This window comes from Chloroflexus sp. (assembly GCF_034435895.1).
Lineage (GTDB): Bacteria > Chloroflexota > Chloroflexia > Chloroflexales > Chloroflexaceae > Chloroflexus.
Map to the genome: position 1 here is coordinate 1 of NZ_DAOTWH010000133.1, position 16,267 is coordinate 16,267.

At 59.7% G+C, this 16,267-nt stretch carries 13 protein-coding genes and 2 pseudogenes; 11 read left to right on the forward strand and 4 right to left on the reverse strand.

Features of this window, described 5'->3' with window-relative positions; translation table 11 throughout:
* Positions 1 to 1,632 (reverse strand): annotated as a pseudogene (locus U9R81_RS08020) (DUF11 domain-containing protein); the annotation flags it as partial.
* 240 nt (positions 1,633 to 1,872) lie between these two features.
* On the opposite strand from U9R81_RS08020, the gene U9R81_RS08025 reads away from it, so the two are divergent.
* A complete protein-coding gene (locus U9R81_RS08025) occupies positions 1,873 to 2,634 on the forward strand; it encodes an alpha/beta hydrolase (RefSeq protein ID WP_322494965.1) in 762 nt (253 codons plus the stop codon).
* A 96-nt stretch (positions 2,635 to 2,730) separates the two neighbouring features.
* Here the strand turns inward: U9R81_RS08025 and tkt are convergent, their stop codons facing one another.
* Positions 2,731 to 4,743 carry a transketolase gene (gene tkt / locus U9R81_RS08030; protein WP_322494966.1) on the reverse strand — a complete coding sequence of 671 codons (2,013 nt, stop codon included), beginning with the start codon at positions 4,741 to 4,743 and terminating at the stop codon, positions 2,731 to 2,733.
* 465 nt (positions 4,744 to 5,208) lie between these two features.
* Here tkt and U9R81_RS08035 point away from each other — a divergent pair, with 465 nt between their 5' ends.
* From U9R81_RS08035 to hisF, 3 genes are all read left to right on the forward strand, one after another.
* Entirely contained in the window at positions 5,209 to 5,709 is a 501-nt protein-coding gene (locus tag U9R81_RS08035; protein WP_322494967.1) for a hypothetical protein, read from the forward strand.
* Between the two features lie 51 nt (positions 5,710 to 5,760).
* On the forward strand, positions 5,761 to 6,549 hold the full coding sequence (locus tag U9R81_RS08040) for a hypothetical protein (RefSeq protein ID WP_322494968.1): 789 nt from the start codon (positions 5,761 to 5,763) through the stop codon (positions 6,547 to 6,549).
* Between the two features lie 191 nt (positions 6,550 to 6,740).
* Positions 6,741 to 7,520: an imidazole glycerol phosphate synthase subunit HisF gene (gene hisF, locus U9R81_RS08045; protein WP_322494969.1), complete on the forward strand. Its 780-nt coding sequence runs from the start codon at positions 6,741 to 6,743 to the stop codon at positions 7,518 to 7,520.
* 67 nt (positions 7,521 to 7,587) lie between these two features.
* Here the strand turns inward: hisF and U9R81_RS08050 are convergent, their stop codons facing one another.
* Complete coding sequence (locus U9R81_RS08050) at positions 7,588 to 9,570, reverse strand: NHL repeat-containing protein (RefSeq protein WP_322494970.1); 1,983 nt, start codon at positions 9,568 to 9,570, stop codon at positions 7,588 to 7,590.
* A 308-nt stretch (positions 9,571 to 9,878) separates the two neighbouring features.
* Between U9R81_RS08050 and U9R81_RS08055 the strand changes: the two genes are divergently transcribed.
* The 5 genes from U9R81_RS08055 (at position 9,879) to U9R81_RS08075 (ending at position 13,924) form a co-directional block, all read left to right on the forward strand.
* A complete protein-coding gene (locus U9R81_RS08055) occupies positions 9,879 to 10,991 on the forward strand; it encodes a glycosyltransferase family 4 protein (RefSeq protein WP_322494971.1) in 1,113 nt (370 codons plus the stop codon).
* 224 nt (positions 10,992 to 11,215) lie between these two features.
* On the forward strand, positions 11,216 to 11,554 hold the full coding sequence (locus U9R81_RS08060) for an STAS domain-containing protein (protein ID WP_322494972.1): 339 nt from the start codon (positions 11,216 to 11,218) through the stop codon (positions 11,552 to 11,554).
* Between the two features lie 8 nt (positions 11,555 to 11,562).
* Positions 11,563 to 13,089, forward strand: coding sequence for a PP2C family protein-serine/threonine phosphatase (locus U9R81_RS08065; protein WP_322494973.1), 1,527 nt, complete (start codon positions 11,563 to 11,565; stop codon positions 13,087 to 13,089).
* Positions 13,086 to 13,517, forward strand: coding sequence for an ATP-binding protein (locus U9R81_RS08070; protein WP_322494974.1), 432 nt, complete (start codon positions 13,086 to 13,088; stop codon positions 13,515 to 13,517). Before U9R81_RS08065 ends, U9R81_RS08070 begins: the two co-directional genes overlap by 4 nt.
* Positions 13,518 to 13,531: 14 nt before the next feature.
* The gene (locus U9R81_RS08075) at positions 13,532 to 13,924 is read left to right on the forward strand and encodes a response regulator (RefSeq protein ID WP_322494975.1); all 393 of its coding nucleotides are present in this window, start codon (positions 13,532 to 13,534) and stop codon (positions 13,922 to 13,924) included.
* A 4-nt stretch (positions 13,925 to 13,928) separates the two neighbouring features.
* Here the strand turns inward: U9R81_RS08075 and U9R81_RS08080 are convergent, their stop codons facing one another.
* Complete coding sequence (locus U9R81_RS08080; protein ID WP_322494976.1) at positions 13,929 to 15,272, reverse strand: MFS transporter; 1,344 nt, start codon at positions 15,270 to 15,272, stop codon at positions 13,929 to 13,931.
* A gap of 121 nt (positions 15,273 to 15,393) precedes the next feature.
* Between U9R81_RS08080 and U9R81_RS08085 the strand changes: the two genes are divergently transcribed.
* Together U9R81_RS08085 and U9R81_RS08090 are read left to right on the forward strand one after the other, a co-directional pair.
* On the forward strand, positions 15,394 to 15,945 hold the full coding sequence (locus U9R81_RS08085) for a CvpA family protein (protein WP_322494977.1): 552 nt from the start codon (positions 15,394 to 15,396) through the stop codon (positions 15,943 to 15,945).
* Positions 15,946 to 16,024: 79 nt separating this feature from the next.
* Positions 16,025 to 16,267: pseudogene (locus U9R81_RS08090) on the forward strand (DNA strand exchange inhibitor protein); the annotation flags it as partial.

Genomic DNA, 16,267 nt, shown 5'->3' on the forward strand with positions numbered 1-16,267 from the left:
CACCGTCCCGCCACTTTCGCTACAGCTCCCCGCGAGGCTGCCGAGCGAGCAGCTCTGGTAGCTCACCCCGGCCAGCAGGGTATCGGTCAAGGTCACATTCCGCGCCTCGCCCACGCCGGTATTGGTAAACGCGAGCGTATAGGTCAGCGTCTGCCCCGGCGCCGTCACCGTAGAGCCGTCACTCTTGTTCAGTGCCATCAAGGGTTGGGGCGGTATCGTATTCGTATCAGAAGCCGACACGGGCGGATACTGGTTGCCCAATTGATCGCGATAGTTCAACGTAGCGGTATTCGTGATCGAACCGGTGGCGCCGGAATTGACCTGCACCGTCACGAGCACGGTGCCGCTAGCGCCAGCAGCGACCGGATTGGTCAGGGTAAACGTCACTACCCCGCCGCTTTCGCTGCAGGCGCCATTCAGGCCATTCATGCTACAGCCAACGAATGTGGTCTGGGCCGGAATAGCATCGGTAATCACCACGTTGAAGGCCGCGCCGGGGCGAGCCTCAGGCGGCACCCGGGTCAGATTCGACCGATTGGTAAACTGGATCTGGTAAGTCAAGGTTTGGCCGGGAGCAGCAACCGAGACGCCGTCGTCCTTCGCGATGGTCATATCAGGCTCAGGGAGCGGCTCGATGAAGGACAACACATTGGTTTGGCCTTCTTGAATGAATTGGTTATTGGGATCGACGCAACTCACAATTCGCCACCAACCCGCTTCGGGGTTCAGCACAGTATCACCGACCCGCGTGGTCGCCGTCGTACTATTATTCCAGCGGGTGAAACCAGACACCGTACCAGCCACACCGCCAATCTGCGCAGTCGGATCATACGCATCGCTGGGAGCATAATACCGCACCCGGACATTATTATCCATGTCAAAGTTGTGGAAGGTAGCGCTTGCTTGACCGGGTGCGATATACTGGCGCAAGGTCAAACACTGGACGCCGGTTGCGCTATGCTGATACGAGGTGCTCGCCAACCCGATCAGCAATTCGTCGCCAGTGCCTTCGATGCCATCGGGATTATCGTAGTTGGAGGGCGGCAGTGTCGTGGGATTGTTATCATTATCGATGCCAAACCGGAGCCGCCAGCTATTATCGGCGACCCCACCGGTTTGGACACGCAAGATATACGCGCCGCAGATTACCGGAGCGGGAATAGTGTACAAGCGGGTCCACTGCGACCCAATGGTATTGGGGGCATAGGTTTGCTGGATCAACGAACCGGGCGCACCCGGCGCCGGCTGCAACGGCGGATTGAGCGCCGTGCCCAGCGTGTAGAGTTCAAAGGTTGTGGTGTAGGTAATGCCGATCGTGCCGGAAATCTCATCGACCACACCACCGCCGGCAGTGATGTTGAGATCGGGATGGAACAGATCAACATGCACGGGATTGTTAGGATTCCAGTTACATGGAACATGCAATGTAAAGTAATGGAACCCATTGCCACCGGTTGGATGGGTATACCAGTCACCAACGCTCAAGGCGCGCGTTGGGCTTGAGGTCTGGATATAGAAAGGGGAACCAACTGGCGGTAACACAACCGCATTGGCAGGCTGGCTGGCAAGTACAGCAAACACAAGCACAACTGCCCATACGAGCAGTACCATTGCGGTAATACGACGTTGCATGGTAGTATCTCCCTTTGTGTGCCCCTAAGAAATGTGATCTGGAGGTGTGGCTGAAATGTGCATAAACGGAAATTCTTACCAAATTATAGGAAATCTTGGCTAGATTGCCAATACCTTTCGGTCCATTTTTTGCATAGGACTGTGGTACTACTAAAAATTAACTTTTTGTCATTTTGGTAGGGATGTTTTTCTCAACGACTCAATTACGATGCGTAAACTTACGGCAATGGAGCAACGAACGTGCCAACGATTACAACTCGTCACGGTGAACTGCATTATTTAACGGTCGGTCACGGCGCGCCGTTTGTGCTCATTCATGGCAATACCTACAGCGCGATAACGCAAGTACGTTTAGCGCAGCGCTTCGCGGATCAATTCACCGTCTATTCGTTTGACCTGCTTGGCCATGGCGGATCGGCGCGCCCGCCTGACCTCTTCACAGCCCGCTACTTTCACATGCAAGGAGAAGCCGTAGCCGATGCGTTGGCCGTTCTGTTCCATACACCAGTACCCGTGTTTGGAATGAGCGCTGGCGGGATCAGTGCGCTGAACGCGGTATGTATCCGGCCCGATGTAATCGCTGCATTAATCCTTGATGGCGTCTTTGCCCGGGTGACGGCAGAAACCTATCAGGCGCACCGGCATGCTACCGCGAGTATGTCACCGAGCTGGCACCGCTATATGGCCGGCCAGCATGGCGCTGACTGGTGGCCGATTCTGAATGCCGGCGTAGAGGCGGTGATCGAGCAATTGGCGGCGCAAGAGGCGTTAGTCACGCCATGCCTTGATCAGATTAAGGTTCCTACCATCATCTTTCACGGCGGGAAGGATCCGTTTGTGCCTGACGAGCAAGCGCGCGCGGTTGCGGTTGGCATTCGCGGCGCGCGGATCGTCTATGAGCCGGAGGCCGGCCATTTGATTGCGTGGCGTAATCCTGACGCCTTTCGCGCTCGAGTAGGCCGGTTCTTGGCCGAGCATGGGTTGATTGAGACGACCATATAACAACCGGTGCGTTTCGTAAGGATCGCCGGTGTAGGGGAAGAACAATGAGCGGGTGCGGCGACAACCGCACCCGCTGCAGACGGGTATCTGGCACGACTAGCCGTGCCGCGTCACTTGCGCTTTCACCGCCGCCGCTACGCGCTCGGCGGTCAGGCCGAACTCGGTGTAGAGGCGCTGGAACGGCGCGGAAGCGCCAAAGCGATCGACGCCAATGATCGCGCCGTCGCAGCCAACATAGCGTTCCCAACCCAGTGATCGCCCGGCCTCGATGGCAACCCGCGCTTTGACCGGCGGCGGCAACACGCGATCGCGGTAGGCTTGCTCTTGCTGATCGAACAGCTCGCGGCAAGGCATGCTGACCACCTGCACGGCAATGCCCTCATTCGCCAATTGCTCCGCCGCAGCCAACGCAATCGACACTTCCGATCCGGTAGCAATGATGAGTGCTTGGGCCGGATTGGCGGCGCGCAACACATACCCGCCGCGCAAGACGCCGTCGGCAGCGCCGAGCTGGGTGCGGTCGAGAGTCGGCACGTTCTGGCGCGAGAGGATCAGCGCGGTGGGGCCAGTGGTGCGCTGGAGGGCCAATCGCCATGCCATCGCCACTTCGTTGGCATCTCCCGGACGCACCACCAGCAGGTTGGGAATAGCGCGCAACGATACCAGATGCTCGACCGGCTGGTGGGTGGGGCCATCTTCACCGACGCCAATGCTATCGTGGGTAAAGACGTAAATGACGCGCAACCCCATCAACGCCGCCAGCCGGATGGACGGGCGCATATAGTCGCTGAACACGAGGAAGGTACCGCCATAGGGGATGATACCGCCGTGCAGCGCCATACCGTTGAGGATCGCACCCATCGCGTGCTCGCGGACGCCAAAATGCAGGTTGCGCGCGTTGAAATTGTCGCCGCTGATCGAGCCCAGCCCTTCCAGATAGGTGAAATCCGAGGTGTGCAGGTCAGCCGAACCACCGAGCAAACCGGGCATGATCGGGGCCAACGCCTGCAACACCGCGCCGGAAGCAGTGCGCGTGCCCTTGGCCTTCGGATCGGGAGCAAAGACCGGCAACGCCGCTTCCCAGCCGTCGGGCAAGCCACCCGCTTGCAAGAGATCCCATTCGGCGGCCAGTTCAGGGTACGAAGCACGATAACGGCGCAGCATCGCTTCCCATTCGCGCTGGCGCACCTCGCCGACTTCAACTGCCAATTGCATATGGTCGTAGACCTCATCAGGCACGTAGAAAGCCGGCTCTTGCGGCCAACCGAGCGCTTCTTTGGTCAAGCGCACCCCCTCGACGCCGAGCGGCTCGCCATGGGCTTTGTGGCTGCCGGCGCGCGGGCTGGCGTACCCGATCACGGTGCGAGTGATGATCAGCGAGGGCCGCTCGCCGTCAGCGATCGCTTCGGCCAAGGCTAAGGCCACCGACGACATATTGTGGCCGTCGGCATACAACACTTGCCACCCGTAAGCAGCAAACCGTTCGGCCACATGCTCGCTCCACGCCAATTTGGTCGGCCCAACCAGCGAAATATCGTTGCTATCGTAGAGCACGATCAACTTGCCCAAATGCAGATGGCCGGCTAAACTAGCCGCTTCGTGCGAGATGCCTTCCATCAGATCGCCATCGCTGGCAATAACGTAGGTATAGTGATCAACAACCGGAAACCCAATCCGATTGAACTTCGTTGCCAACCAACGCTCGGCAATCGCCATCCCGACCGCCGTGGCAATGCCCTGCCCAAGCGGGCCAGTGGTCATCTCAACCCCCGGCGTCTCGTGGTATTCAGGATGGCCGGGAGTGCGACTGCCCCACTGCCGGAACTGCTTCAGTTCATCCAACGACAGATCATAACCGGTGAGATGGAGCAAAGCGTAGAGCAACATCGAGCCGTGGCCAGCCGACAGCACAAACCGGTCACGGTTCGGCCAGTTGGGGTCAGCGGGATTATGCTTGAGAAAGCGGGTCCAGAGCACGTAGGCGGTATCGGCCATGCCAAGCGGCATACCGGGGTGGCCGCTGTTGGCTTGTTGGACGGCATCGATGGCCAGCGCGCGGATGGCGTTGGCGCACAACTGGTCGATGGTGGTTGTCACGGGTTCATTCATGAGGCAACATCTCCTGTCTGTGCGCCGTCGCTAATCGACGGCGCGATCTCACCACTCTGCGGTTCATCATACCACTGCTTGGGTGAAATGCTGCATGAACAGTGACGATGCGATAGTGTGACTGCGCCAGCGCTGCTATTTTGGCGAAGCCGCGGGCTGGGGAGATGGCGCACTGGCCTGAGCAGCGACGAGGTACCCGGCCCTTCAGGGCCGGGCGTGGGTTACGAAGCCCGCTGCGCGGGCTGCCCCTCACCCCCCGGCCTCCGCTCCCTCCTGACGGCGGGAGAGGGGGAGCAGCTGGAGTGGCGGGCAAGGCATGGCGGGAGTGAAACGCAGCAGTGCCCCTTTCCGGCAATGCGGGAGAGGAGCTGGGGGTGAGGGTCTGTTCGCCTCGTTGCATTGTGCGACGCTTCCGGCTACATTTGTTATGATAGAGCCATCATACTCACACACCAACGAGGCGTTATGGCCGAACCTTTCCTGATACTTGAAACTGATCCGGCAATTGAAGGCTTGTGGGTGGCGATTGAGACCGCGCGCGCGCAGAGCTACCCGCTCACCGGTGCGGCGTTTCGGCTCACGCGCGCGCCGCAAACACCTTACGAGGCATTAGATGCTGCGGCGCGCGAACTCGACTTTCAACCGCTGGGGCCGCACTGGATCGAGGTGCCGCAGCGGATTGCGGTGAAGATTGCTACGCACATTATTGCCCACGATCTCGCCTACCCTGACGAGATTGTACCAGCAGCGCAGGCGAGCGAACTGGCCGGCAGGGTATTGGCGCTGGTGGGGCCGCAGGCGCGTTACTTTACCAACGGTGCAGTGAGCGGCGAATTCGCAATCTACGACATGCACGGCAATGAAGTGATTGGCTGGCGCTCGCTGAGCGACGCGCCCTTTGACCATGGTCTGTTTGCGCTGGATGATCGGCGCGTGATCGTGTTGTGGGCCGAAGATGCGCCGTAGGCGAGCTACACCTTAGAAACGCGATCTGTTGTCGCGTATAATACCAACGTGATGAACCAACCTCGTTCCTTCAATCCATCCGCTGTAACCGCGCCCTTCCGCGTGTTGTGGGACGCATTACGCGATCTGTTCGACGAATTTCTGTTGCTCACACTGGCTAACATTCTGTGGGCAGCAATGAGCGTGCCGCTGTTTAGTATTGCCTACGTCGCTATGGTGAGCAATGCGGCGCTGCCGGCAGCAGCGGCAGCACTGGTAGGAGTCGGGCCGGCGGCGCCTGCTTTTGCCGGTTTGTATGTGCTGAGCAAGCGGATTATGGAGGGGCGGGCCAGCAAGCTCAGCGACTTTTTCGCCGGGATGCGGGCTTATGCTGTGCCGGCATGGCGGCTGTATGGGGTGTGGATGGCCGGGTTGGTGTTGATTTTGTGGAATCTGGCCTTCTATGCCGGCGTTCCCGGTATCTTGGGCGGGGTGCTGATCGGCTTTTTCCTCTACCTCTTTATGCTCTGGTCGGCACTGATTATCTACGCTTTTCCGCTGATGGTGTTGATGGAACGGCCTTCGCTGAAGCAAATTGCGCGCAATGCGCTGGTGATGATTGTTAGCCGGCCCGTCTATACGCTTGTAACCATGCTGCTGATGGGGTTCATCTTGATTCTGAGCAGTGTGGTGCTGATGGCGCCTTTCTTGCTCTTTACCGTTGCGCTGTTGGCATTGTGGAGTACGCGGGCCACCCAGTTTCTGATTGATGAAGCACAGGCCCAAAAAGAAGCGGCGGCGGCTGAAGTGGCACCACCAGCGGAGGAGCGGGGCCGGCGCGGGCAGGTGCGGCCTAAGTGATCAGGCGCAGAGGGAGCAAAGACGCAGAGCGTTTCAACGCAAAGGCGCAGAAGACGCAGAGGGCGCGAAGGGTTTGTTGGTGAGGCTAGCAGAGCGGTGGCGGGAGCGCAGCCGGCCAGTAACTAGGTGATGTTTTGACGCGCCGCCGGCGATGCGAGCATAAATGGGCGCACACATACGAAGGCAATGGTATGTTAACGCGACGCATTATTCCTTGTCTTGATGTGAAGGCCGGGCGGGTGGTGAAGGGGGTCAAATTCCTCAACCACCGCGACGCCGGTGATCCGGTGGCCTTGGCAGCGGCTTACAATGCCGCCGGCGCCGATGAACTGGTCTTCTACGATATTACTGCCTCGAGCGACGAGCGGGCGATTATGGTGGACGTGGTCGAGCGCACCGCCGCCGAGGTGTTTATCCCGCTGACGGTTGGCGGCGGCTTGCGCAGCGTTGAGGACATGTACCGGATGCTGCGGGCCGGTGCCGACAAGGTGAGCCTGAATACGGCGGCAGTCTACAATCCGAACCTGATTGCCGAAGGCGCGCGGCGGTTCGGCAGCCAGTGCATTGTACTGTCGGTCGATGCCAAGCGGGTGAACGCACCCGGCGAGCCGCCGCGGTGGGAGGTCTTTACTCACACTGGCGCTAACCCGCGCCCGACCGGCCTCGACGCGATCGAGTGGATCAAGCGCGGGATCGATCTCGGTGCGGGTGAAATCTGCATCAACAGTATGGATGCCGACGGCGCGCGCACCGGCTACGATCTCGAACTGCTGCAAGCGATCACCGCTATCTCGCCGGTGCCGGTGATTGCATCGGGCGGGGTTGGCTCGCCGCACGATATGTACCGCGGGATTGTTGAAGGCGGCGCTGACGCGGTACTGGCGGCCTCGATCTTCCACTTTGGCGACTATTCGGTCGCCGATGTCAAGCAATATTTGGCCGAACACGGCGTGCCGGTGCGGCGGTCGTAGGACATTGCACCAGACAACGCAAAGACATTGCGGCGCAGGGACATTGCGTTGCAATGTCCCTGCGCCGTCACGGTACGCCGCTTAACGCTACGGCATCGATCTCGCTCCAACTGCCATCGCGCTGATCAAGCGTGATCCGCGCGCCAACGATCCGGGTAAGGGTCTGCTCAACCGTGATCGTGAGCGCAAACGGGCACTCAGGCGCCGGGGCCGGTTCGGCGCGGTAAACCACCTTGGCTGTACCCTGTTCGTCAATCAGTTCGACCAGCGTGATGTAGCCGGGTTGGTGGTTCTGGTAAATGATCAGGCCGGTGGCAAAGACCGGATCGGCAAAGGAGACATTCAGTGTCTCGCGACTACCGGGAGTCGCTGGCGCCCACGCATTAGGGTTGTCTTGGCACGCCGGCACATCGGGCGGACCGACCACGCCGCTCGGGTCGTAATCGGGCGCGTAGAAGCTGCTGGCCGTAGCTGACGCCACCCACTGCTGCACCGTCTCGCTCGGTGGCGCTTCCGCGACCGGCGTGAGCGCGATCGCTGTCGCCAGTGCATCGGCGTCGGTTTGCAAGCGGAACGCTGTCACCGCACTGTATTCGCCGCTATTGTCACTCACCCAGACCACGCCGCCGGGAGCGGCCACAATCCCGTTGGGCAAACTCAACTCGCCGGGGTTGGGGATACTGCCGGGAGCAGCCGGCGCGCCGCCGCGGGCCACAATCGTGCCGTCAGGGGCAAGGCGCAGGATCGTGCCGGCATAGGTGGCGAGATAGAGATAGCCGGCGCGGTCGATATCGAGCACCGGCCCGGCCAATTGGGTTGGATCAGCCGGATCACCCCAACGGGCCAGCACGCTGCCATTAGGAGCCAATTTAACGATCGCGCCGGCAAAACTCTCGGCCAGATAGATCGCGCCGCTGCGATCCACTACTACATCCGCCGGCGCCAGATCGGGTGGCAAGGCAATCCGTTCTATCAACCGGCCTTCAGCGCTGAAGCGGACAATACTACTGGCAGCCAGACCATCGGGGCCGGGACGGGTGTCAAGCGCGTACACGCTGCCGTCAGCACCGACAGCGATCCGTTGCGGCGCCGACAGGCCAAACTGGTCGGGCGCATTGCCGTGGCCGCCCCACCGGCCAAGGAACGCGCCATCGGCGCTGAAGCGAACAATCGCGTTGCGTCCATAATCGGCAACGTAGAGATCGCCGTTTGGGCCAAGCGCAACATCGTAAGCATCGAGCAATTCATTGGCGCCGAAGGTAGTGCGCAAGGTGCCATCAGGGGCAAAAACCCAAATCCCGCGCCCGCTTTCGGCGAGGTAGAGCGTGCCATCGGGCGCTGCCGCCAACCCGCGTGTGGCGACGAACCGGCTATTGGCCGGGCCGCTGCGACCACCCAGCCGCAGCACAAACCCCGGCGGCCCTGAACGCACAATCTGCGGCTGGGTAGCCACATCAACCGGCGTCGGGGTTGGGGTAGGCAACGGCAACACCTCCAGCGACGCCACAATCTGTTCAATGATCGATTGTTCAGCTTCCCAGTCGGCGGCTGCCGCTTGAGCCAACACGCGCACCACCCGCATCTCATCGACCAACACCCATAACCGGCCGGCGCTGGCCGGGCCGCTGAGATCGGCAACCAACCCTTGGGCCGCACCGATCTGCACTGCTTGGGTAGGCGCAATCGTGTAGCCAGCCGACTGGATCGCGCTGCTCGCTAGCTCAAACACCGTCTCTGGGTTAGCCGCCGCCGGGCCGTATTGGGCGGTCAGCGCCGCCAATGGCGTCGTATCGAGCGCAATCACCGGCGCGTTGATCACACTGGTCGTAAGGGTCGCCGCATCAGGCGCAATGCGCAACGCACTCCCTTCTACCCGGCTCTGCCATCCATCTGGCAGGCGCAATCGTACGCCGAGTTCGGTAAACATCACTTCATTCAGCACGACTGCCGTCGGGCTAGGCGTTACCGGCGCCGGCGTTGGCGGCGGCGGTGCGGCACAAGCCGCGATCAGACTGGTGAGCAGGAATGCGAACAACAAAGGTAAACGCATGCCGGTTCCTTACCTACAAGCAATATGCAACGATGCCACCAGTAGATATACCACAGACGCCGCGGTGTCATGATCATTGTGCTGGCAACGGGTATGACAACATTGCAAGCCGAACCGTCACGCCATTAACGTGAAGGTTATACCGGCCCGTTATACTCAACGCAGCAAGCTGGCATGTTTACAGCCGTGAAGCATGAGGATCACCTGCTCAGCGGCATCGTAACGATCATTCGCAGCGCCAATATGACACTGGTCGAATGGCCCACAGAGGACGGTCAAACTAGCCTACATGCACGAGAGGATCAGGCGTGAAACAGGTCTTGCTCGCTGTCGCCGGAATCATCCCTGCTGACCTTGCACAACAGATCTCAGCCGGACGTCGCCCACGCGCCGGCTACCTTGAGCTAGCCCGCTCCTGTGAGGCCGATCTCATCGACTACCGGATTGCGCGCGCCGATAATAGCATCGTTGGCCGTCTCTGCGCGCGGTTGGGCAGGCCACACCTCATGCTGGCGTGGGCCTGTTTTATGCGCCGCCATCAGTATCAAGCTATTGTGACCAGCAACGAACAGGTTGGTCTGGCGCTCGCGACCCTGCTCAAGCTGTTTAGCCCTAACCGTCGCCCGCGCCACCTTATGCTAGCTCATCAATTATCTCATCCGAAGCAGCAGGCGTTGTTCGATCGGTTTGGCGTTCAGAGCCACATTGACCGGTTTATCGTCGACTCACCGTGGCAGCAACGCTTCATCAGCGAGCGCTGGTACATACCGCCGCAGCGGGCGCCATACCTACCGGTGACGGTTGACGAACAATTCTTCCACCCGCGCCACGCGCCACCGCGCCCCACAGTGCGGCTACAGATCGTGGTGGTTGGCTTCAAACAGACCGACTACCAAACCCTTCTGCAGGCAGTCGCAGGGCTGCACATCGATGTCGTCGTAGCCGCTGCCGGCCTGTGGATCACCCACGGCAACAGCAACGGAGCGCATCCGTTCCCGCCCAACGTTCGCATCCAAGCATTCACCCCTCTCGAATTACGTCAACTCTATAGCGATAGCCGGTTTGTGGTCATGCTGCTCGAACCGGTGGATGCGCAGGTTGGCAGTTGCGCCATCCTCGAAGCGATGGCGATGGAGCGCGCGGTTATCTGTACGCGCATCCCCGGTCAAAGCGACCTTGTTGTCGATGGGGTGAGCGGAATCTCCGTACCGCCGCGCGATCCAGCAGCATTGCGCGCCGCGATTGAACAACTGCTGGCTGAACCGGGCACAGCGGCGCAGATGGGACGGATGGGGCGGCAACTCGTTGAACAAAGACTGAGTCTTGATCATTATACGACGCGCATGACCGATATCTTGTACGAAGCATTAGCCGAAGCCAGCGTTGAGCCGGCGCCAGTCAAGCAGAAGGAGCAATCGTAACAGCACGCGATCGCACAGCCGGCAGCAGAACACTGCCAGCATCGATGTATACTACAGCAACAAGGCGAGGGATGATTCCAAAAGATGAATCGCCTGCGCTAAAGCATGCGCGACTCGCTGGGCACAAACCACTCGCTGCCCAATGATATGACGCCGCCTCTCGCCATTACAAGCTGTCCCGGCGTCGATCACAATGGGCTTGAAGCCTCTAAAGGAAGATGATCATGGACATCAAGCTACGTCATGCCGGCACCGTAGCCATTATCGCAATCGCAGGACGCTTCGACGCCTACACCGCGCCACCGGTGCAAGACTGGCTCGAACAAGCGACTGCCGCTCCCGGCGCCCGTGTGCTGGTAGATCTCACCGACACCACCTTTGTCGATTCCACCGGATTAGCGACGCTGGTGGCAGCCCTCAAGCGGTGCCAACAGGGGCAAGGTGAATTTGCCCTCTGCGGACTCCGCCGGCCAATCATGATGATTTTTGAATTAACCCGGCTCGACAAAGCGTTCAACATTTTTGTCGACACTGACCATGCGCTAGCGGTACTCAATGCGTAAACGCGCCTATGATGCTGGTTTCATTCCTCAGCTCGCAATACAACCGCATACAGGCCCTTGCCGAGGCGTGGCTCGCGCAAGGCGCGCAGGCGTTCAGCGTCTACGAACGTGGTCGCCTCTTGGCATCATGGCCGGACGGACAGCGGATACTGCCGCCCGATCTGACCGCTCCGATCACCCGCTATGACGACATTGTTGGTGAATTACACCTCAGCGGGTTACGGGGCGAGACGGCTCACCGGCGCTTGCAAGCTGAGGCGAGCCTGATCGGGGAGATCTTGCAACTCGAACACGAATTGCAGTGCATGGCCGCTGATCTGGTCGCCAGCCAAGATCAGCAGTTGGCGCTCTATCGCCTCACCCAAGCGATGCGCAATCTGGTGACCATCCGCGAAAGCTTGGCAGCAGTCGTTGCCGAAGCGCAGCGGATGTTGAGGGGACGGGCCGGTTTTGCAACCTATGCGTCTGCGCAGGGTAATGATGCGATCGTCGTCCAATCAAACGAGAGCGCTATCAACCCTGACCTCATCTGGCAGCTCTACCGGCGCGTGCAACGCGAGGATCGGCCATTGCTGATCAGTGAAGATGATGGCAGCCCTCCCGACCTCCCCGGCATCCGCAACCTCTTGCTGCTGCCGATCTGGGTGCGCGGAGCGGTCATGGCCTGCCTTGGCATTATCGATCGCGCTGACGCCATCGGCACACCGGAATTAAAACTGGGACGCGCGATTGCCGATCAAGCGAGCGCCCAGATCGAACGCATCTTGCTCTATCACGAGATGCTCGAACAGGCCCGGCTCCGCAGCGAGATGGATCTTGCCCGGCGGGTGCAGACCGCGCTGCTCCCCCGCGCATTGCCAGAGATAGCAGGGTTAGAGTTCTATGCCGCTTCACGCCCAGCCCTGCAAGTCGGTGGCGATTTCTTTGATGTGATCAATCTGCCCAACCATCCGTTCATCTTTACGATTGGCGATGTGAGCGGCAAAGGCGTTTCAGCCGCTTTGTTGATGGCCATGACGCGGACCGCACTACACAGCAAAGCGCGCTTTATGCGAGCGCCAACGCCCGCCCTAGTCATGCGGCAATCGAACGAAGACCTCTTCCATGATTTCACCCGCATTGGCGTCTTTGCCACCGTCTTCGTCGGCCAATATACTGCCGAACAGCGTACCATAACCTATGCGAATGCCGGCCATGCGCCTGTCATCTACCGTCCGCGCCACGGCGCCGCCACACTGCTCTTGGCCGATAACCCGCCCATTGGGGTTGCGACCGCCACTCATGTGCAAGATGGTTATCTGCCGATGGAGCCGGGTGATCTGTTGATCGTCGCCACCGATGGCTTTCATGAAGCCCGTAACGCAGCGGACGAATTATTCGGCATCGATCGTTTACTCATGGCAGTAGATGCGCTGGCTGAGCAATCGGCACGAGCGATCGCTGACGGGCTCTTTCAGGTGGTGGAACACTTTAGCGCCGGCCACCCGCAAGACGATGATCAGACCTTGATCGTGCTCAAAGGAGCAGCGCCGTGAGCCAGCAGCGCAGTGAAATGATCCGGTTGGATTTACCGGCCCGCTACGCCTACCTGCATCTGCTGAGCGAAACCATCGCTGCGCTCTTACAGCAGGCGGGAGCGCATGATGAACTCTTGGTGTACAATGTGCAGTTGGCAGCCCACGAAGTCTGTACCAATATTATTCATCACTCCTACCGTTATCGCCGTGACAGCGACGATCGCATCAGCATCGCTCTCACGCTCCATTACCAACCGCTGCGGATCGAGATCGAGCTGCATGATACCGGTGAGTCGTTTACACCAGACTTAGCGCCGAATCCTACTCTGAGCGAGGCGCAAATTCATGGGTACGGGCTATTTCTGATCCGGCATTTGATGGATCACGTAGGCTATATCGCCCATCCTGACGGAAATCGCTGGCGGCTGGTGAAGCGCCTCACGTAAAGGAGAACGAGACGATGACTACCATTATGATTGTTGATGACTATATTCCGAGCCACCGCCTGATGAGCTTTGTGCTCAACCAATACGGCTACACGGTGGTAACGGCGCTTGATGGCGAACAAGCGCTCAACCGCCTCGCTACCGTTCAGGTCGATCTGGTCGTCACCGATCTGAAGATGCCCTGCATGGACGGGATCGAACTCGCGCGCGCCATCCGCGCTGATGAGCGCTACGCCAATCTGCCGATCATTATGGTGACCGGCAGTGTCAAAGAGCAAGATGAAGTCAAAGCGACCGGCGTTGGCGTCAATGCCTTCCTCACCAAACCGGTCGACTCTGATGATTTAGTGCGCGAGGTTGATCGGTTGCTCCAACAGACACCGCCGCAAACACCGAGTCAGGCATAACCCCTTAGCTCTCCAGTACACGCCAAAAAGCACCGACCATGACCATCCGGCCAAGCATCGTCAGGACAAAGAGCATCGCCAACCCGCTCACGGCCAGCGGCCCCAAGGCAATAGTGACGCCAGTCATCGCTTGGCCGATGGCGCCGCCGGCCAACGAGGCCAGCAACGTACCTAAGCCGGTGAGCAGGCTAAAGATCGCCATCGCCGCACCCCGCTGCTCTGCCGGCGCCCGCCCCATCAAGAGGTTGCCTAACCCTTGATTCACCCCCGGCCAGAAGACGCCAGAAAAGATGGCAGTCAACCACAGCGGCACGATATTGTCGGGAGTCGAGAGGATCCAACCCAAGGGCAGCGGTATTGTCCCCAAGACGCATGCCGTCACTACCAACCGATAGCCGTAGCGATCCATCAACCAACCGACCAGCGGTGAAAAGAAGAGGGCGACCGCATTGGTAACGACGCCAGTGAGCGCCAGTAGTGAAAAATCGAGCCGTAGCGCCGTGAGACCGTAGGCGTTAAAGAAGGGGGCGGCAATGCCGGTGACTAAGGCCCAACCAGTCGCCAACCCGGTAAAATTCCGGAAGCTGGCATCGCGCAACGGATCAAACAGAAACGCACTCACGCCGTTCCACGGGCGCGGGGTGATGGGCGGTTCAGGCTGGCGCGCAATCAGGAGCGCCGCGCCAAACGCAGCCAGCACCGCCACGCCAAAGATGACGGCATAGCCCTGCGCCGTAGCGCCATCGGCGCGAAACCGGTCGAGTACGAGACCCGCAGCATAGACACTGACCATGGCGCTGATCCCGGCTACCGTGTTGCGGATGCCAAAATAGCTGCCGCGCCGGTTGGGCGGCACCAGATCGCTCATCCAGCTCATCCACGCATTGCCGGCCATGCCGTTGAGGCCGTAGGAAAAGCCAAGGGCAATGAAAAAGACGGTTAATTGCCATGCTGCCGGCCAGCCGGTAAACGGCAAGCACAGCAGAAATGCCCAGACTAGCCGGCCAGCCAGCGCTGAATAGAGCACAATCGCGCGCCGATTGGCGAAACGCGCTTCAAGGTAGGCGCTGAGAAATTGAAAGAGTTGGCCAATAAACGGCAGCGCCCCCAACAAGCCGATCTGGAAATTATTGGCGCCGAGCAAGAGGGCAAACCCGCTGAGGAAGACGCTGCCGCCGATGGCGCCAGTGATACTGATGTGAATGTTGGCAATCGCCCCTTCCCAAATGGAGATTGTCAGTCCGCGCTGCACTTCCGATGGGAGCAACGAGCGCGGGGTAGAGGGTGCTGGGGCGGTATGATCGGTCGTTGCGGCGGCTGGGCCGGCAACATCGGTGTGGCTGGTCATTGTGACAACCTCTCAGAAACACGGTTGCGCTGCGAACCAGAAACGGGCAAGCTAGTATGCTATAATCGGCTAGCACGTCTTTAAGCTATAGACAGGGATTAGCGCCGGGAGAAATGGAACTATGAATATCGTTGATCTGCTCTTTGTTGTGCTCTTCTTCGGCGCGCTAGCGGTAGGCTTTTTCCAAGGCACCGTGCGGCTGCTGTTGATCATCCTCTCGTTTTATCTCAGCACTGTGCTGGCCAGCTCGTACTACCAGAGTCTGGCCGATATCTTCTTGCGCGAACTAGGCGGGCAACGTTTATTTAACCAATACGTCGCCTTTGCACTGATCCACCTGCTCTGCTTTATTGTGCTCACTTTCGTCGGCATCTATACTTTCCGCTACGTGCATACACCGCATCATCTTGAGATGATTGACCGGATCGTTGGCACTGCGCTCGGCCTTGTCATCGGCGGAATGATCCTAGGGCTGTCAGCCGTGCTGCTCTGGAACCTCTTCATCGTGCGCGGGTTTGCCAACATTGATTACCCGATTACGCGCTGGCTCGGCGGTCAAATCAGCGCCTCGCTGATGTTGCGGTTCTTTGCCAATGCTGTCTTGCCCAGCCTGTACGAGCTTGTCGATCCAGTATTGCCCGACGCAGCGCGGATCATCTTTCAAGTCCAGTAATCAACCTTGCGGCTGATGGCGCGATCGAAGCGCTAATGGTAGGCTGAACACAGGAACGGCTGTGTTCAACGGTACGAGTATGTCGATCCCGGAATCATCGTTGCATACGCTTGAATTTGACGCGATCCGCGACCGCTTAGCGCACTATACCGCGTTTTTGGCTTCGCGTGAACTGGCCTTAAGTCTGACTCCGGCCACCGATCTGGCCGAGGTGCGCCGGCGGCAGGCACTGACCGCCGAGGCGCGGTTACTGCTGGAAGAGTGGCCGGAATTGAGCATCGGCGGGGCGCGCGATGTGCGCCGGGCGGTGCAGCATGCCGCG